Annotated in this window: 17 protein-coding genes; 11 read left to right on the plus strand and 6 right to left on the minus strand. The window is 70.2% G+C overall.

The window, feature by feature from the left end; all coding sequences use genetic code 11:
• Together I5G_RS15065 and I5G_RS15070 are read left to right on the plus strand one after the other, a co-directional pair.
• The coding region (locus tag I5G_RS15065) for a C-terminal helicase domain-containing protein (protein ID WP_022879796.1) at positions 1-778 on the plus strand (778 nt) is incomplete at its 5' end.
• A 150-nt stretch (positions 779-928) separates the two neighbouring features.
• On the plus strand, positions 929-1,957 hold the full coding sequence (locus I5G_RS15070; protein ID WP_022879797.1) for a 6-phosphofructokinase: 1,029 nt from the start codon (positions 929-931) through the stop codon (positions 1,955-1,957).
• Here the strand turns inward: I5G_RS15070 and I5G_RS25485 are convergent.
• Both I5G_RS25485 and I5G_RS15080 read right to left on the minus strand, forming a co-directional pair.
• The gene (locus I5G_RS25485; protein WP_148286512.1) at positions 1,927-3,111 is read right to left on the minus strand and encodes a hypothetical protein; all 1,185 of its coding nucleotides are present in this window, start codon (positions 3,109-3,111) and stop codon (positions 1,927-1,929) included. The genes I5G_RS15070 and I5G_RS25485 overlap by 31 nt on opposite strands.
• A 436-nt stretch (positions 3,112-3,547) precedes the next feature.
• The gene (locus I5G_RS15080) at positions 3,548-5,656 is read right to left on the minus strand and encodes a S9 family peptidase (protein ID WP_022879799.1); all 2,109 of its coding nucleotides are present in this window, start codon (positions 5,654-5,656) and stop codon (positions 3,548-3,550) included.
• 139 nt (positions 5,657-5,795) lie between these two features.
• On the opposite strand from I5G_RS15080, the gene I5G_RS15085 reads away from it, so the two are divergent.
• From I5G_RS15085 to I5G_RS15110, 6 genes are all read left to right on the plus strand, one after another.
• Positions 5,796-6,449 (plus strand): GntR family transcriptional regulator, encoded by a 654-nt coding sequence (locus tag I5G_RS15085; RefSeq protein ID WP_022879800.1) that lies wholly within the window; start codon positions 5,796-5,798, stop codon positions 6,447-6,449.
• A gap of 140 nt (positions 6,450-6,589) precedes the next feature.
• Positions 6,590-7,576, plus strand: coding sequence for an isopenicillin N synthase family oxygenase (locus I5G_RS15090; RefSeq protein ID WP_022879801.1), 987 nt, complete (start codon positions 6,590-6,592; stop codon positions 7,574-7,576).
• A gap of 204 nt (positions 7,577-7,780) precedes the next feature.
• Positions 7,781-9,004: an inorganic phosphate transporter gene (locus I5G_RS15095; protein ID WP_022879802.1), complete on the plus strand. Its 1,224-nt coding sequence runs from the start codon at positions 7,781-7,783 to the stop codon at positions 9,002-9,004.
• Complete coding sequence (locus tag I5G_RS15100; protein ID WP_022879803.1) at positions 9,001-9,327, plus strand: hypothetical protein; 327 nt, start codon at positions 9,001-9,003, stop codon at positions 9,325-9,327. Before I5G_RS15095 ends, I5G_RS15100 begins: the two co-directional genes overlap by 4 nt.
• 35 nt (positions 9,328-9,362) lie before the next feature.
• A complete protein-coding gene (locus tag I5G_RS15105) occupies positions 9,363-10,262 on the plus strand; it encodes a phosphodiesterase (RefSeq protein ID WP_022879804.1) in 900 nt (299 codons plus the stop codon).
• A 125-nt stretch (positions 10,263-10,387) separates the two neighbouring features.
• Entirely contained in the window at positions 10,388-11,851 is a 1,464-nt protein-coding gene (locus I5G_RS15110; protein ID WP_022879805.1) for an aspartate ammonia-lyase, read from the plus strand.
• Positions 11,852-12,021: 170 nt separating this feature from the next.
• Here I5G_RS15110 and I5G_RS15115 read toward each other — a convergent pair whose 3' ends face one another.
• Positions 12,022-12,888, minus strand: coding sequence for a fumarylacetoacetate hydrolase family protein (locus I5G_RS15115; RefSeq protein ID WP_022879806.1), 867 nt, complete (start codon positions 12,886-12,888; stop codon positions 12,022-12,024).
• Positions 12,889-12,983: 95 nt separating this feature from the next.
• Here I5G_RS15115 and I5G_RS15120 point away from each other — a divergent pair, with 95 nt between their 5' ends.
• The 3 genes from I5G_RS15120 (at position 12,984) to I5G_RS15130 (ending at position 15,383) form a co-directional block, all read left to right on the plus strand.
• On the plus strand, positions 12,984-14,147 hold the full coding sequence (locus I5G_RS15120; RefSeq protein WP_022879807.1) for a PrsW family intramembrane metalloprotease: 1,164 nt from the start codon (positions 12,984-12,986) through the stop codon (positions 14,145-14,147).
• Between the two features lie 150 nt (positions 14,148-14,297).
• Entirely contained in the window at positions 14,298-14,663 is a 366-nt protein-coding gene (locus I5G_RS15125; protein ID WP_013583439.1) for an FKBP-type peptidyl-prolyl cis-trans isomerase, read from the plus strand.
• A 159-nt stretch (positions 14,664-14,822) separates the two neighbouring features.
• A complete protein-coding gene (locus I5G_RS15130; protein WP_022879808.1) occupies positions 14,823-15,383 on the plus strand; it encodes a YceI family protein in 561 nt (186 codons plus the stop codon).
• Between the two features lie 238 nt (positions 15,384-15,621).
• Here the strand turns inward: I5G_RS15130 and I5G_RS22825 are convergent, their stop codons facing one another.
• The 3 genes from I5G_RS22825 to I5G_RS24840 form a co-directional block, all read right to left on the minus strand.
• Positions 15,622-16,392, minus strand: coding sequence for a DMT family transporter (locus I5G_RS22825; protein ID WP_306305789.1), 771 nt, complete (start codon positions 16,390-16,392; stop codon positions 15,622-15,624).
• 78 nt (positions 16,393-16,470) lie between these two features.
• Positions 16,471-17,772: an MFS transporter gene (locus I5G_RS15140; protein ID WP_022879809.1), complete on the minus strand. Its 1,302-nt coding sequence runs from the start codon at positions 17,770-17,772 to the stop codon at positions 16,471-16,473.
• On the minus strand, positions 17,769-17,867 hold a 99-nt coding region (locus I5G_RS24840), incomplete at its 5' end, for a DUF167 family protein (RefSeq protein WP_022879810.1). The genes I5G_RS15140 and I5G_RS24840, both read right to left, overlap by 4 nt.

A 17,867-nucleotide genomic window follows, 5' to 3' on the forward strand; every position in this document is an offset into this window, starting at 1 on the left:
CGATCTCCCCGTCGAGCTCGACGACGAGTACGGCCGGTCGATCCGGCACGCCGAGCGCGAGCTGGGCGCCCGCCTCGCGGCGAAGTACCGCCGCATCATCGAGGCGCGCGGCGACCGCGGGCTTGCGCCGGGCGAGATCGACGAGGACATTGTGCGCCTCGTCGCCCACGGCGAGCTCGAGGAGAGCAAGGCCGCCGGGACCGGGTCGGAGAACGTCTTCACGATGGTCCGCCGCATCGGCCAGGCGAAAGCGCAGCTCGCCGCGGATTACGCCGTGCAGCTCCAGCGCTCGGTCGGCAAGGTGGTCTTCTTCGCCAAGCACATCGACGTGATGGATGCCGCGGAGGCCCACTTCAAGGCATCCGGTCTGAAGGCGGTGTCGGTGCGCGGAGACCAGACCTCGACCGCGCGCCAGGCCGCGATCGACGCGTTCAACACCGACCCGTCTGTCGGGATCGCGGTGTGTTCGCTCACCGCCGCCGGCGTGGGGCTCAACATGCAGGCCGCGTCCAACGTCGTGCTCGCCGAGCTGTCGTGGACGGCCGCGGAGCAGACGCAGGCGATCGACCGCGTGCACCGCATCGGTCAGGAAGAGCCGGTCACCGCGTGGCGCATCATCGCCGCGCACACGATCGACACGAAGATCGCCGAGCTCATCGACTCGAAGGAGGGCCTGGCGCAGCGCGCGCTGGATGGCCTCGCCATCGAGCCGGGGTCCAGCGACTCGGTGCAGCTCTCCGCGCTCATGCACCTGCTGCGGCAGGCGCTCGGGGCCTGACACCTCCGTCGAACGCCCCGGTATCGCCGGGGCGTTCGCGCGTTGCAGCGTCGTGAGCTGTCCCCCATTTGGCGAGCGCGCCGGGTGGGGCACTAATGTCGAACGCGGCAGCGTCGCCGACTCGATCATCCCCAATAGCGAGGTTCCAGCATGAAGATCGGCATCCTGACCAGCGGCGGAGACTGCCCCGGGCTGAACGCCGTCATCCGTGGCGTCGTGCTCAAGGGCACCACCAACCACGACATCGAGTTCGTCGGCATCCGCGACGGATGGCGCGGCGTCGTCGACGGCGACTTCTTCCCCCTGACGCGCCACGAGGTGAAGGGCCTGTCGAAGGTCGGCGGCACGATCCTCGGCACGAGCCGCACCAACCCGTACGAGGGAGTGCGCGGCGGTGCCGAGAACATCTCCAAGACGCTCTACGGGCACCGCATCGACGGCATCCTGGCCATCGGTGGCGAAGGCACGCTCGCCGCGGCCGACCGCCTGTCGAACGACGGCATCAACGTCATCGGCGTCCCCAAGACGATCGACAACGACCTGCGCGCGACCGACTACTCCTTCGGTTTCGACACTGCGGTGAACATCGCGACGGACGCCATGGACCGCCTCCGCACCACCGGCGACTCGCACCAGCGCTGCATGGTGGCCGAGGTCATGGGCCGTCACGTCGGCTGGATCGCGCTGCACGCCGGCATCGCTGCTGGCGCACACGTCATCTGCATCCCCGAGGTGCCGATGTCGATCGACGAGATCGTCGAGCAGGTCACGCGGGCGCACGACCGCGGCCGTGCGCCGCTCGTGGTCGTCTCCGAGGGGTTCAAGCTGACCGGCATGGAGGAGGCCTTCAGCGACAAGGGCCTGGATGCCTTCAACCGCCCCCGCCTCGGCGGCATCGGCGAGCTGCTGGCCCCCGAGATCGAGCGCCGCACCGGCATCGAGACCCGCGCGACGGTGCTGGGCCACATTCAGCGCGGCGGTTCGCCGTCGGCGTTCGACCGCGTGCTCGCCACCCGCCTTGGGCTGCACGCCGCCGACGCGCTGGCCGACGAGGCCTGGGGCCAGATGGTCGCGATGCGCGGCACCGACATCATCCGCGTCCCGTTCGCCGACGCCCTCGGCGAGCTCAACAGCGTCCCGCTGTACCGCTACGAAGAGGCCGCCGCGCTCTTCGGCTGAGCCCCGCTTCCGTCGCCCCGTCCCGCCGCCGCGGGGCGGGGCGACGTCTTTCGGTGGCGGCGTGTGCCGTGGTACCCGCACCGCTCGCGGCCCCGCACCGCCGTTGCATGTCCCACTTCGTGCGGATTCGCCCGCAGTTTCTTGCACCAAGTGGGACATCGTGTGTTGCCTGGCGTGTTGCGGCGCGTTCCACGGCGCGCGATGTCCCACTTGGTGCGGATCCGGTCGCAGATTCCTGCACGAAGTGGGACACGGTGGGCGTCAAGGCCGCCATCCGGCACGGACCAGAGCCTCACGGACTTTCCGGACCGCCACCGTGCCGTCTCCGCGCATGTGGTGGAAGAGGATGCGAACGTGGTGCCAGCCGCACTCGCGGATGGTGTCCCAGCGGTCGGCATCCCGGGCGAACTGCGCATGTCTTCGGCATGGACGCGTCCGTCGTACTCGACGGCGACCTTCCAGGCGGGGTACGCGAGATCGAGCTCGGCGATGAAGGTCCCGTCCGCGTCGCGCAGGACCCAGGAGATCTCGGGTTCGGGGAGTCCGTGGCGGATCAGGAGAAGCCGCAGTCGCGTCTCGTAGGCCGAACGCGGGCCGAAGCGACTGAGGCCGAGCGCGCGCGTGAGGAGGTGCTTGCGTATGTCGCCCATGCGTGCGATCTCTGCCGCGAGTTCATGCGCCTCGACCCGCGGCTCGGCGTCGGTGAGCAGGAAATCCGCGGCAGCGACGAGATCGTCGATCCGCCACACCGTCCCGCATTGCCGCCAGGCGCGCACCGGATGCTCGACGGGCCAGCCCCGCGGGGTGAGGACGACCGCCGGATCGCGTGTCTGCAGGCGGTGACCTCGGATGCCCGTCACCCGTGGCTCCCGCCGAGGACGATGCGCAGACACATGGATGCCGGGAACATGAGGGTACGGAGGGAGCGGGGCGCCGAGTAATCCCAGCGCCGTCTCGTGGCTGAAGAACTGTCCGTTCCGGAGCCGGGGGACGTACTCGGCGACACGCGCCTCGAGGTCGTCCAGCCTAGGCGGCGGCGCGGACGAGCGGATACCGCTGTAGGGCGTTCTGACACCGACGTGACGCAGCGCGAAGCGGGAGCGGCCGGAGGCCATGGCATCCCGAACGGAAAAGATCTGAGGGTGATCGACCATCCGCCGAGCATGGCGGCGCGCTGCCTGGCGCCGGTGCGCCGGCGAAGACATCTGTGGAGGATGTCGCAGATGACGGCACGGGGGAGGAGGGGTGGTCCACCGCCCGTGTCCCACTATGTGCGACTGAGCCGGCGTTCATCTGCACAAAGTGGGACACCGTCGCTGGGCCGCGGTCGGTCAGCCGTAGCCAGCGTGGCGCGTCCCACTATGTGCGACTCAGCCACTCGATTCCTGCACCGAGTGGGACATGCCCCAGCACCCCGCCCCGGCGCAGGCGCACCCCCGGGGGTCGGCGCAGGCGCACCCCGGGGTCGGCGCAGGCGCACCCCGCGGTCCTGACGGCGCGTGTCCCACTATGTGCGGCTGAGGCCCCCTTCATGTGCACGAAGTGGGACATGCAGCGCCAAGAGTGGGACAGGCGCGCCCGGCAACCGCCCTACGCCGCCAACCCCAAGACGTCGAGCAGCCACGCGAGCTCGTACGCGCGCTCGCGCCAGGCGTTGTAGCGGCCGCTGACGCCGCCGTGGCCGGCGACCATCTCGCACTTGAGCAGCGCGTCGGCGCCCACCTCGCGCAGACGCTGCACCCACTTGGCGGGCTCGACGTACAGCACGCGGGTGTCGTTGAGGGAGGTGACGGCGAGGATCCGCGGGTACGCGACCCCCTCGCGCACGTTCTCGTACGGCGAGTACGACTTCATGTACGCGTAGACGTCGGCGTCGTGCAGCGGGTCGCCCCATTCGTCCCACTCGATGACCGTGAGCGGGAGGGACGGGTCGAGGATCGTCGTCAGGGCGTCGACGAACGGCACGTCCGCGAGGATGCCGGCGAACAGCTCCGGCGCCAGGTTCGCGACGGCGCCCATGAGCAGACCGCCTGCGCTTCCCCCCTCGGCCACGAGCCGGTCGGGCGTGGTGTATCCGGATGCCACGAGATGACGGGCGACCGCGACGAAGTCGGTGAACGTGTTGCGCTTGGCCTGCAGCTTGCCGTCCTCGTACCACTGACGGCCCATCTCGCCGCCGCCGCGGACGTGCGCCACGGCGAAGACCACTCCGCGGTCGAGCAGCGACAGGCGCGGCACCGAGAATCCGGGCTCGATCGAGTGCTCGTACGAGCCGTAGCCGTACAGGTGCACGGGCCGCAGGGACGCCCCGGGCTCCCCGAACGAGCGCTTCCACACGAGGGAGATGGGAACCTGCGTGCCGTCGTCGGCGGTCGCCCACGCGCGTGCCTGGCCGTAGTCCTCGGGGTCGAAGCCGCCGAGCACCGGCTGCCGCTTCCGGAGCAGCAGCTCGCCGGTCTCGATGACGTAGTCGTACACCGTGCCGGGGGTGACGAATGAGCCGTAACCCACGCGGAGCACGGGCGGTGCCCACTCGGGGTTGCCGCCGGTGCCCACGCTGTAGAGCGGCTCGTCGAACGCGATCTCGGTGACCGCTCCGTCGGTGTACGACAGCAGGCCGAGACGGGCGAGTCCGTCGCGGCGGTAGGCGACGACGCCCCAGTCGCGGAACGTGTCGACGCCGAGCAGACGCTCACCGGCGCGGTGGGGGATCACCGTCTCGCGCGGGCCTTGCGGGTCGGATGCCGACACCCGGACGAGCTCGAAATCGAGAGCGCCGTCGTTGTGCAGGACGTAGAGCACGTCCTCGCCGTCGACGACGGCGTGCTCGCTCGAGTACTCGACGCCCTCGCGCCGCGGCCACACCACCCGTGCCTCACCGCGCAGGTCGTCGGCGTCCAGGAGCCGCTCCTCCGAAGTGATCGAGGATCCCACGCCGATGACGAGGAACCGGTCGCTGCGGGTGAAGTCGGCGCCGACCCAGTACCGCTCGTCGGGTTCGTGGAACAGCTGCACGTCGGCATCCACTCCCGTTCCGATCTCGTGCAGCCACACGGTGTCGGGGCGCCACGCGTCGTCGACGGTGGTGTAGACGATGAAGCGGCCGTCGGGGGAGAAGGTCGCACCCGAGAAGGTGCCGGGGATCTCGTCGGCGAGCGTCTCGCCGGTCACGAGGTCGCGGACGCGCACGGTGTACCGCTCGTCACCCGCGACGTCGATGCCGTAGAGCATGCGCGTGCCGTCGTTCGAAACCTCGAAGCTCCCGAGCGAGAAGAAATCGGTGCCCTCCGCCTCGACGTTGCCGTCGAACAGCACCTGCTCGCCCGGCACGGGCTCGTCGGGCGAGAGCACGGGCGGGGTCCAGTCATCCGGTGACGCCAGGGGAGCGCGGCACTGGATGCCGTACTGCGCGCCGGCGACGGTGCGGCCGTAGTACCACCAGTCGCCGCGACGGGCGGGCACGGACAGGTCGGTCTCGAGCGTGCGGCCCTTGATCTCGCCGAAGATCTCGTCACGGAGGGATGCCAGGTGCGCCGTGCGGGCGTCCGTGTACGCGTTCTCGGCCTCGAGGTGGGCGATCACCTCGGCGTCGTCCTTGGCGCGGAGCCACTCGTACGGGTCGTCGAACGTGTCGCCGTGGTGGACCCGGGGAGTGGGACGGCGGGCGGCGACGGGGGCGGATTCAGCGGAGTCGGTCACTGTTCCACGCTAGCCGCCGACGAGGGGCACAGGCCCCCAACGAGCGGGCCGGATCGCCGGACGCGGGGCGGGCGGCACCGGGGCCGGGGACGTTACCGTGGGATCCGATGGGCGGCGGGTGCCGCGAGGAGGGACGAGCGTGACGACGACGGACGATCCGCTGCTCGCGGAACAGGTGTACCAGCGGCTGCAGGAACGCGTCCTGCGGGGGACGATCGCGCCCGGGAGTGCGCTGAGCGTGCCGCGACTGGCCTCGGAATTGGGGGTCAGTCGGAGTCCGGTGCGCGAGGCCGTCCAGCAGCTCATCGCGGTGGGTCTGGCCGTACACGTGCCCTACGCCGGGGCGCGCGTCCGAGCGTTGGACGCGCAGCTGGTCGACGACGTCTTCGAGTTGCGGGAGAGCCTGGACCAGCTCGCCGCCCGCCGGGCGACGGCGCGGATGAACTCGGCCGAGATCGACGAACTCGACCGTGTCCTGGACGAGGCCCGGCGCGAGAGCGAAGAGGGCGGTGACCCGGCCGCGATGGCGGCGTGGGACGTGCGGTTCCACGCCCTGCTGCGCGACCACGCGGGCAGTGAGCCGCTCACGGGGGCGCTGATGCGCCTCGAGGCCCTCGGCCACCTGATCTCCGCGGACATGTGGGCCGCACCCGAGAACAGCGCCCTGGCCATCGCCGAGCACGAGGGGATCATCGCCGCCGTACGTCGCGGAGACGCGGTGGGGGCGGGAGAACTCGCCGCCGCGCACGTCCGGTCCCTCGCGGTGAGACGACGTCGCGTGCACGCGAATTAACATGCAATTAACGCGGCACCAGCACAAATATGCCGTAGATGGCGAAGACTGATTCTCGCGGGCGTCGAATTGCATGTATTCACGCCGGGCGCGATCATCACCGCGTCGATTCCTCCGCCCTCGGGCAGAAACGGATCATCATGAGCGAGACCTCTTCCCTGATCGAGCTGGAAAAAGAGCGTCGAATGGGCGGCGACGGCACGATCGACACCACGCGAGAACTCCGCCGCATCGACCTGAGCGACTTCGACGCGCGCCGCGATGAGATCGCCGACCAGCTCTGGGCTGCCGCGACCGACATCGGCTTCTTCCAGATCGTCAACCACGGCATCCCCTCCTCCGTCGTGGATGCCGTCTTCGAGATGTCGCAGCGGTTCTTCGCGCTCCCCGCCGAGGTCAAGGCGCAGTACCCGCTCCGCAAGGAGGACAACGCCGGATACGAGTTCCGATCCCAGGTGCGCCCCTCGATCGGCGTCCCGGACCAGAAGGAGTCGTACCAGGTCACGCTCCCGCACATGGCGGACCTGTGGCCGACCGAGGCGGAGCTCCCGGGATTCCGCGCCACGATCCTCGACTTCGAACACCGTGCGTGGGAGCTCGCGATGAAGGTCCTGTCGTGCTTCGCTCAGAAGCTCGCCTTCGACACCGACTTCTTCGAGCGTGCGCACAACCCGCAGTCGCCGAACTACCAGAGCGCGCTGCGGCTGCTGCACTACTTCGCCGTTCCGCCGGAGGCGCGTGGACAGGACGCCCCGTGGCGCGCGGGAGCCCACACCGACTTCGACGTCCTCACGCTGCTCTTCCAGCGCGATGGTCAGGGCGGCCTCGAGGTGCTGCCGGGGCGGGAGATGGAGACCGAGTCGTGGACCCCGGTCCAGCCGACGAGCGACTCGATCACGTGCAACATCGGCGACATGCTGATGCGCTGGAGCGATGACGCCCTGCCGTCGAACTTCCACCGGGTGCGCGGACCGCGCGCGGGGGAGAACCAGGACGCGCGTTACAGCATCGCCTACTTCGCGCAGGCCGACCGCGACGTGGTCATGGAGAGCCCGAGCGGCGCGTGGGAGCCGATCACGGCCCGTGATTACCTGCTCGAACGCATCCGCGCCAACTACGGCAAGTGAGGAACGACGGATCCCCTGCACGAGGTGCGGGGGATCCGTCGTCTGTCCGATCGAGTTCCGGGAAGGGCTCCCGTTTGACCGGCGAGGGCACCGGTGAAATGATGTCGTCGGCCCGGTGAACGCGGGTCTAACGTCAGGTGAACTCTTCGTTCTCCGCGCCGATCCCGTCGGCATCCCTCCCTTCCCCCTTACGGAAAGCGATCGGTGGAGAGCGCAGCCCTCGTCATCGTGCTGGTCATCGTCCTGGCACTGTTCTTCGATTTCACCAACGGGTTCCACGACACCGCCAACGCGATGGCGACGCCTATCGCGACCGGCGCGCTGAAGCCCAAGGTCGCCGTGCTGCTCGCGGCGAGCCTCAACCTCGTGGGGGCGTTCCTGTCGACGGAGGTCGCGAAGACGATCTCGGGCGGGATGATCCGCGAGGACCAGCTGAGTCCCGACATCTTCCCGCCGATCATCTTCGCCGGCCTCATCGGCGCGATCACGTGGAACATGCTCACGTGGCTGCTGGGTCTGCCCTCGAGCTCGTCGCACGCGCTCTTCGGGGGGCTCATCGGTGCGACGCTCGTCGGGGTCGGCGCCTCGGCGATCGACACCGGCGTGGTGCTCAGCAAGGTGATCCTGCCGGCGCTGATCGCCCCGCTGACCGCCGGCATCATCGCCTTCACCGTGACGAAGATCGCGTACGGCGTCACTCGGCGCTACGACATGAAGGCGGACGGCCGCGACGGCTTCCGGTGGGGGCAGATCTTCACGTCGTCGCTCGTCGCCCTGGCGCACGGCACCAACGACGCGCAGAAGACGATGGGTGTCATCACCCTCGCCCTCATCACGGTCGGCTGGCAGTCGGCATCCGAACCCGATCCGCAGATCTGGGTCGTGCTGGCGTGCGCGCTCACGATCGCGCTCGGCACGTACATGGGCGGCTGGCGCATCATCCGCACGCTCGGCAAGGGGCTCACCGACGTCAAGCCGGCGCAGGGCTTCTCCGCCGAGACGTCCACGGCGGCGACGATCCTGGCATCCAGTGCCCTCGGCTTCGCGCTCTCGACCACGCAGGTCGCCTCGGGATCCGTGATCGGCTCGGGCCTCGGTCGGCGCGGGTCGACGGTGCGCTGGGGGACCGTGGGGCGCATCACCGTCGGGTGGGTGCTCACCCTCCCCGCGGCCGGCGCCGTCGGAGCCGCCGCAGCGCTCATCGTCGTGTGGCTGGGCGGCTGGGGCGTCGCGGTCGACGCCGTCCTCGCCGTCGCGATCATTCTGGGCCTGTTCCTGCGCTCGCGTCGCGACGAGGTCACATCCGCCAACGCGATGAGCGAGGTCGCCGACTCCGGGGCCGCGGTGAAGGTGCCGCGCAAGCCCGGTCCGACGCGTCGGCAGCTGCGCCTCGAGCGAGCCCAGGCCGGGAAGGACCGAGACGCATGATCATCAACTGGGAAGCCTTCCTGCACGTCTTCGTGGCCGCCCTCCTGGGCGCCGCGATCGTCGTGACGTTCTACGCCCTGGGCCTCCGGCTCCTCGTGCGGGGCGGGCGTCCGCCGCTGGTCGCCCCGGTGGAGTTCACGGATGCCATCACCGTGCTGACCGACAAGCAGAAGCGTCGCGCCGAGAAGGCGGTGGCCAAGGCGGCGGCGCGCAATCCGCTGAGCACGGGCCAGAAGCGGCTCGCGCTCGCCGCGGCCTACGCGTGCTTCGCGGTGTGCGCCGCGGCGGTTCTCGCGGCGCTCCTGCTGATCCTGTTCCACTGACGCGGGCTGTCGGTGCCCCCTCGTAGGCTGAGGGCATGGCATCGGTGCAGTTCGGTCAGCACGCGCCCGCGCGGCGCGTGATCCTCCATCTCAGCGACACGCATCTGCTCGCCGGCGACCGTCTGCTGGGCGGGCGTTACGACACCGCCGCGCACCTGCGGCGGACCCTCGAGGCGGCCGAGGCGACGGGTGTCCGTCCGGATGCCGTGGTCTTCACCGGCGATCTCACCGACCTCGGCGAGCCCGAGGCGTATCGCGCGCTGCGCGAGGCCGTCGACCCGTGGGCCGCCCGCCTGGGGGCGCCGGTGGTGTGGGTCGCGGGCAACCACGACGAGCGTCCCGCTCTGCGGGCGGGTCTGCTCGACGGGGAACCGACCGAGGAACCCGTCACGGGCGTGTGGGACCTCGGCGGCCTCCGCCTGATCGCGCTCGACTCCAGTGTCCCGGGGTGGCACCACGGCGACCTCGACGCCGCTCAGCTGGAGTGGCTGCGCGCCGAACTGTCCGAACCCGCGCCGCTGGGCACGATCCTCGCGCTGCACCACCCGCCGCTGCCGACCCACATCCCGTTCTTCGACATCCTCGAGCTCCGCGATCAGCCGGGCCTCGCCGCGGCGATCGCGGGCAGCGACGTGCGGGCGATCCTCGCGGGGCACCTGCACTATTCGACGTCGGGCACGTTCGCCGGGGTGCCGGTGAGCGTCTCCGCAGCCTCCTGCTACACGATGGACCTCGCGCGGCCCGCCGACGAGGTGAACGGCATGGATGCCGGGCAGTCCTTCCACCTCGTCCACGTGTGGGACGACACCATCACCCACGCCGTCGTGCCGGTGGTGGATGCCGAGCCGGCCGGGTACTTCACTCCCGAGTGGGTCGCGCGGATGGCCGCCCTGACCCCCGAGGAACGCCTCGAGGCCTTCTCGCGCAAGCGGTGAGACGCTGTACGTCGCGGAGGGGAGGAACCCGGCGACAGGCCGTGGCGTCCAGCGACGGTCGTACGGGCGGTGGTTAGGCTCGGGGGATCCCTGACCGCCGTGAACGACCCACGAGGACATCCCCCATGGCTTTGGACGCAATGACGCGCACCCGCATCGAGACCGACTCCCTCGGCTCGCTCGAGATCCCCGCCGATGCCTATTGGGGCATCCACACGGCGCGGGCGCTGGAGAACTTCCCCATCGCGAAGCGACCCATCTCGGTCTACCCCGATCTCGTCGTGGCCCTCGCGATGGTGAAGCAGGCCTCGGCGCGCGCGAACCGTCAGATCGGCGTCCTCGACCCGGGCAAGGCCGATCTCATCGATCGGGCCGCGCAGCGCGTGATCGACGGCGAGTTCCACGACCAGTTCACCGTCGGCGTGATCCAGGGCGGCGCGGGCACGTCGACCAATATGAACGCGAACGAGGTCATCACCAACATCGCGCTCGAGATGGCGGGGCGGGAGAAGGGCGACTACGCCTTCCTGTCGCCCATCGACGACACCAACCGCAGCCAGTCGACCAACGACGTCTACCCGACCGCGATCAAGATCGGTCTGTCGCTGACGCTCCGGAGCCTGCTGGAGGAGCTGGCGCTCTTGCGGCAGTCGTTCCTCGGCAAGGCCGAGGAGTTCCACGACGTCCTCAAGGTCGGACGCACGCAGCTCCAGGATGCCGTGCCCATGACGCTCGGACAGGAGTTCCACGGTTTCGCGACGACGCTCGGCGAGGACTACAGCCGTCTGACCGAGAACGCGTACCTGCTGTTCGAGATCAACATGGGCGCGACGGCCATCGGCACCGGCATCACCGCGCACCCCGAGTACGGTCCGGCGGTGCTGCGCCACCTCCGTGAGATCACCGCGCTCGACCTCGCGACGGCCACCGACCTGGTCGAATCGACGAGCGACACCGGCGCGTTCATGTCGTTCTCGGCATCCCTCAAGCGCAACGCGATCAAGCTCTCGAAGATCTGCAACGACCTGCGGCTCCTCTCCAGCGGCCCGCAGGCGGGCCTGGGGGAGATCAACCTCCCCGCACGTCAAGCGGGGTCGAGCATCATGCCCGGCAAGGTGAACCCGGTGATCCCCGAGGTCGTGAACCAGGTCGCCTTCGCCGTCGCCGGTGCCGACCTCACCGTGACGATGGCGGTCGAGGGCGGCCAGCTCCAGCTCAACGCGTTCGAGCCGGTGATCGCGCACTCGATCTTCCAGTCGATCACCTGGATGCGTCAGGCCATGTGGACGCTGCGCGTCAACTGCATCGACGGCATCACCGCGAACCGTGAGCGTCTCGGCGCGATGGTCGGCTCGTCGGTCGGCGTCGTGACCGCCCTGACGCCCTTCATCGGGTACGCCGCGGCCGCGGCGCTCGCGAAGACCGCCCTCCTCACGCACCGCAACGTCGCCGACCTGGTGGTGGAGGCCGGCCTCATGACCCGCGACGAGGTGATGAAGCAGATCTCGCCCGCGCGCCTCTCGGGCCTGCAGGCGATCACCGAGGCGATCCCGGTGATCCGCGCGGCCGACAGCGTCGTCGAGGACTGAGGCCTCGGCCCCAGCGCCGCGCGCCGGGGCCTCGCCCCGGGCCCCGATCCGCGAGACTGCATCCGGCTGACATCTCCACTGCACGCTGCAGCGGTTTCGTCAGCGGGATGCAGTCTCGGCGGCAGGAGCGCGGGATGCCGCGGACGCGGGGCCGCGACGCGAGCGCGGGTTCAGTCCAGAATGCGGCAGTGCGTCGTGAGCTCGCCGATGCCGTCGATCCCGACGGTCACGGTCGAGCGGTCGCGGAGGAAGATCTGCGGATCGCGGGAGTAGCCGGCGCCGCCGGGGCTGCCGGTCGAGATGAGCGTCCCGGGGAGAAGGGTCGCCGACTCGGACAGCTTGTGGATGAGGGTCGCGACCGACCGCACCATCTGTCCCGTCGAGGCATCCTGCACCGTGTGGCCGTCGACGACCGTCCAGATGTGGAGGTCCTGCGGGTCGGGGATCTCGTCGGCGGTGACGACGAACGGGCCGGTCGGGGTGAAGCCGTCGAACGACTTGCAGCGTGACCACTGCGCCTCCGAGAACTGGATGTTCCGCGCCGTGATGTCGTTGACGACGGTGTAGCCCCACACGTGGTCGAGGGCGTCGGCTTCGGCCACGTCACGACCCGGGCGCCCGATGATCACGCCGAGTTCGGCCTCGTAGTCCACGGCCTCGCTCAGGGTGCGGGGCCACGAGGTCGTGCCCTCGTGCGCGGTCAACGAGTTGGGCCACAGCACGAACACGGTGGGCCCGGCATCCGTCTTCAGCCCGAGCTCGCCGGAGTGCGCGGCGTAGTTGAGGCCGACCGCGAGGATGGTCGGGGGAGCGAGTACCGCGGAGGCGAAGTTCACGCCCGGGAGCGGATGCCGCGCCCCGGCGTCCGCGCTCTCCCGTACGCGCGCGAGCAGGTCGTCGCCGCCGGCGATGAGCTGCTCCAGGGTCGACGGAGCGCCCGGGAAGAGTTCATCGACGAACGCGTACTCCTCGCCGTGCACGGTGATCAGGCGAGGGGCATCCGCCGCCTCCGGGGAACGGACGTGGGCGAAACGCATGCCTCCACGCTACCGGTCCAGTCGGCGCGGGATGCCGTTCCCGGCTGCCGCAACCGTCCGCGGGCCGCTCCGCCGGCGCCCCCTAGGCTGTCCGCATGAGCTACCCCTCGCCGCTGTGGCAGCCGGGTCCGGGTGAGCCCGCCCGCATCGCCGACGCGCCGGCCTCCGCGACCGCCGCCGTCGTCCCTCCACGCCCCCGCCGTGGCGGAGCCATCCTGTGGGTCGCCGCGGCGCTCCTCGTGCCGGTGCTGGCGCTGCTCGTGCTGTACTTCCTGAGGTTCCTCGGACCCGCGGCATCCATCGTCGGGATGATCCTCGCGGTGGTGCCGTTCGTGATCGTGTGGTTCGCGGTGCGGCTCATCGACCGGTGGGAACCCGAACCGCGCCGACTCCTCGTGTTCGCCGTGGCGTGGGGCGCCATCGCCGCCGTCGCGATCGCCCTCGGCGTCGACGCGCTGCTGTCCTTCCTCACCGGTGGCCTCGGCGACGTGTTCCGCTCCGTCGTGCAAGCGCCGATCGTCGAGGAGATCGCGAAGGGCCTGGGGCTCCTCCTGCTGTACGCGGGCGCCCGCCGGCACCTGGACGGTCCCGTCGACGGCATCGTCTACGGAGCTCTCATCGGCGCCGGGTTCGCGTTCACCGAGAACATTCAGTACTTCGCCGTGAGCTTCATCGAGGGCGGGACGGTGCAGGTCGTGAGCGTGTTCTTCCTGCGGGCCGTCCTGTCGCCGTTCGCGCACGTGATGTTCACGAGCCTCACGGGCTTCGCCTTCGGGTTGGCCGCACGTCGAGCGCTGCGCACCGGACCCGCGATGCGGTACGCGCTGCCCGGACTCGTCGGCGCGATGCTGCTGCACGGGCTGTGGAACGGGTCGGCGACGTTCTTCAACTTCTTCGAGGTCTACGCGACGCTGCAGGTGCCGCTGTTCGTGCTCTTCATCCTCGGCATCCTGGCCCTCCGTCGCGAGGAGGCGCGGCTCACCCGGGCGCGCCTGGGGGAGTACGCCGCGGCGGGCTGGTTCACGCCGCAGGAGGTCGACATGCTCGCCACCGGCCCCGGGCGCCGGTCGTCGGTGGCGTGGGCGCGTTCCCTGCCGGGCGACCGCTCGGCGGTGATGAAGACCTTCATCCGGGATGCCACGGCGCTCGCCGCCGCGCGTCAGCGCGCGCTCTCCGGTCGTGACGCCACCGCGCCCGCCCAGGAGCGCGAGTTGCTGCAGCGCACCACCGCCGCCCGAGCGGCGCTCCTCGCCCGCTGAGCGGGGGTCTTGACACACGTCGGGGAGCGGGAGCACCATCGATGTAGGCCAACTCAGCGCCCGGGAGACACGCAGGCATCGCCGCGGCACCGGGCGCTGAGTCTTTGTCCAGGGGGTTCGCGGGTGCCGGGCGCGTGCTTGGATGGAGTCATGACTGATCGCACCAAGCCGGAGTTCGACGCTCCCAGCGGCCCCGCCCCCTCCGACCTCGTCATCCGCGACATCATCGTCGGCGACGGCGACGAGGCCAAGCCCGGTGACACCGTCACCGTGCACTACGCCGGAGTCGAGTACGAGTCGGGCGAGGAGTTCGACTCGTCCTGGGGTCGCGGCGAGAGCATCCAGTTCCCGCTGCGCGGCCTGATCCAGGGCTGGCAGGACGGCATCCCGGGCATGAAGGTCGGCGGTCGCCGCGAGCTCGTGATCCCGCCGCACCTCGCCTACGGTCCCGCCGGCGGCCACTTCCTCGGCGGCAAGACCCTCATCTTCATCATCGACCTGCTCAAGGTGGGCTGACCCGGCGTTCCGCCGGTTGTTTCACCGCCTGTTCACGCACCCGAGGGAGCCCCGGCCCCTCGGGTTCGTGTTTTTCGGGAATCGTGGAATACATTCGGATGAATGCGAGTTGGACCCCGGCAGGACGCCGATCTGGCTCCCCAGACCTCAAGGAGTGACATGACCGACACGACCACGCTCGAGATCCCCGGCTACAAGGCGGGCACCTGGGTGCTCGACCCCTCGCACAGCGAGGTGACCTTCACCGTCCGCCACATGATGATCTCGAAGGTCCGCGGCACCTTCGGCATGAAGAGCGCGACCCTGGTCGCCCCCGAGAACCCGCTCGAGGCCACGGTCGAGGCGTCCGTCGACGTCACCTCGGTCGACACCAAGGACGAGGGCCGCGACCAGCACCTCCGCTCGGCCGAGTTCTTCGACACCGAGACGTACCCCACCATGGACTTCCGCTCGACCGGTGCCCGCGTCGAGAACGGCGACTTCCTCGTCGACGGTGAGCTCACCATCCGCGGCGTCAGCAAGCCCGCCACGTTCGCCATCGACTTCGGTGGCTTCGGCACCGACCCGTGGGGCAACTACAAGGCCGGCGCGACCGCCAAGACGGTCATCAACCGCGAGGACTACGGCCTCACCTGGAACGCCGCCCTCGAGACCGGCGGCGTGCTCGTCGGCAAGGACGTCACCATCGAGCTCGACCTGCAGTTCGCCCTGCAGGCCTGATCGCCCGACCCTTCACGATGGCCCCGGATGCTTCGGCATCCGGGGCCATCGTCGTTTTCGGGTGTGCGGGAGCGCCGCCCGGGCGCCGCTGTCAGGCGTGTGCCCGGCGGCCGAAGCGCACGCGCTCCTGCACGAGCAGGATGCCGAGGAACACGATGACCGCGCCCGTCGGCTCGTTCCAGGTGAGCTGTTCGCGGAGGACCAGGATGCCGAGGGCGACCCCGACGACCGGGGTGATTTAGTTCACGGTCGACGCGCGGGTCGGACCCCACGCGCGCAGCGTGTTCTGGTTCCAGACGTAGGCGAGCCCCGTGCCGAGGACACCGAGCGCGACGATGCTCCCGATCACCGGGGGAGTCAGGCGCATCGGCTCGGCGAGGATCAGCGGCGACAGCAGCAGCATGAGGACCGCAGCCGGGCCGATGTACCCGAACGCGAACGCGATGCCCGACAGCCCGGCGTTCCCGAGGAACCGGCGCATGTACGCGAGGCTGAACCCGTAGCACGCGGTGGCGCCGAGGAGCGCGAGCTGCGCGACGGTGCTGCCGCCGAGGTCGGCGAGCGCACCCGGGGCGATGATGACGACGACGCCCAGGATGCCGAGCGCAATCCCCGCGAGCTGGCCCGCGCGGAGTCGCTCGACGCGGAACACCGCCCACGCCATGATCGCCGTCATGATCGGCGTGGTGGCGTTGAAGATGCTCGCGAGCCCGGACGACACGTGCTGTTCCGCCCACGCGAACAGCAGGAAGGGCACGACGCAGAACGTCACGCCGAGCACGCACAGGTGCGCCCAGACCCGAGGGCTCCGCGGCATCCGTTCCCGCCGGATCGCGACCACCGCCGCCAGGGCGAGCGCGCCGAAGAGCAGACGGCCGCCGGCGACCTGCGCGGGCGTCATGCCGGTGAGGGCGACGGCGATGAACAGGAAGCTCGACCCCCACACGATGCCGGTGAGCACGAACTGCACCGTGACGGAGACGGGGGAGGGGGACGGAGCGGATGCCACGATCTTGACCCTAGGCCCGGGCTCCGACATGCGTCGGCGTGACCGGCTCAGACGTCCGGAATCCGCCGGTCGTTGACCCTACGGCACCGGATTCAGCGCGTCGTACTCGCGGAACCGCGGTGAGAAGCGCACGAGCACGCCGACGAGGGCGAGGATCAGGATGCCGCCGAGGAGCGGCGGCACCCACAGCGACGTGAGCGTCGCGAGCGTGCCGGCGTAGAGGGCGCCGACGCGGGGGCCGCCGGCGACCACGACGATGAAGATGCCCTGGAGGCGTCCGCGCATGGCATCCGGAACCGCCGCCTGCATCATCGTCGAGCGATAGATGGCGCTGACGTTGTCGGACGCTCCGGAGACCGCCAGGACGACCGCCGCGAGCACGATGAGCACGACCGCGCCGGAGTTCTCACCGGTGTCCGCGGGGCGCATCCACCCGAGCGTCGCGGCGAGCAGGATCACACCGAACACCCCGATCGACAGACCGTAGACCTGGATCGCCCGCTCGATCCCGAGCCCCTGTCGGCGGACGCGCCCGACCGGCCCCGAGAAGAGGCTCGACAGGAAGGCTCCCGCCGCGATCGCCGCGGTGAGGATGCCGGTCGTGATCGCGCCGCCGCCGAGGAGGACCGCACCGATCGCGGGGAACAGGGCGATCGGCTGGCCGAACGTCATCGCGATGATGTCGAGCAGGTACTGCAGGCGGATGTTCGGGGCGCGGCGCAGGAACCGGACGCCGTCGCGGAAGGACTCCAGACCGGGCCGGACGATCTCGCCCTCGGGTCGCAGGCGCGGCAGCGACCACAGGCCGAGGAACAGCGAGGTCATCAGCAGTACGTCGAGCGAGTAGGTCCACGCGTAGCCCGCGAACGCGACGAGGACGCCCGCGAGCGCCGGACCGGCCATCACCATGATCCCGACCGTGACGCCCTGCAGGGCCGCCGCGGCGGGGAGGAGATCGCGGGGGAGGAGACGGGGCGTGATCGCCGAGCGCGTGGCCATGACGATCGAGTTCGCGGCCGAGTTGACGACGCTGAGGACGAAGAGGGATGCCACGTTCTCCATGCCCGTCCACGCCAGGGCCGCGAGCAGCGCGGTGGACACGAACGTCACGGAGGCGGCGAGGAGGGCCACGGTGCGCCGGTCGAAGGCATCCGCGAGCATGCCGCCGTAGAGCCCCGCGAGGACCATCGGGACCAAGCCCGCCACGGCGATCATCGACACCGCGAATGTGCTCTGCGTCAACTCGAACACGTGCAGCATGACCGCGACCACCGTGAGCTGGCCGCCCATGCCGGAGAGCGTGGAACCGATCCACAGCCGCGCGAATGCGGGCGAGGAGGTGAGGGGGCGCAGGTCGATCAGCGCGCTGCCCCGGCTCACTCTCCGACCTCGACGCGCTTCACCCGGGCGGTGTGCCCGCGCACGATCTCGACGTCGCGCGGCGGGACGCCGAAGTGCTCCGCGAGGGCGCGGAC

It is taken from the genome of Microbacterium sp. B19 (assembly GCF_000333395.1).
Classification (GTDB): Bacteria; Actinomycetota; Actinomycetes; order Actinomycetales; family Microbacteriaceae; genus Microbacterium.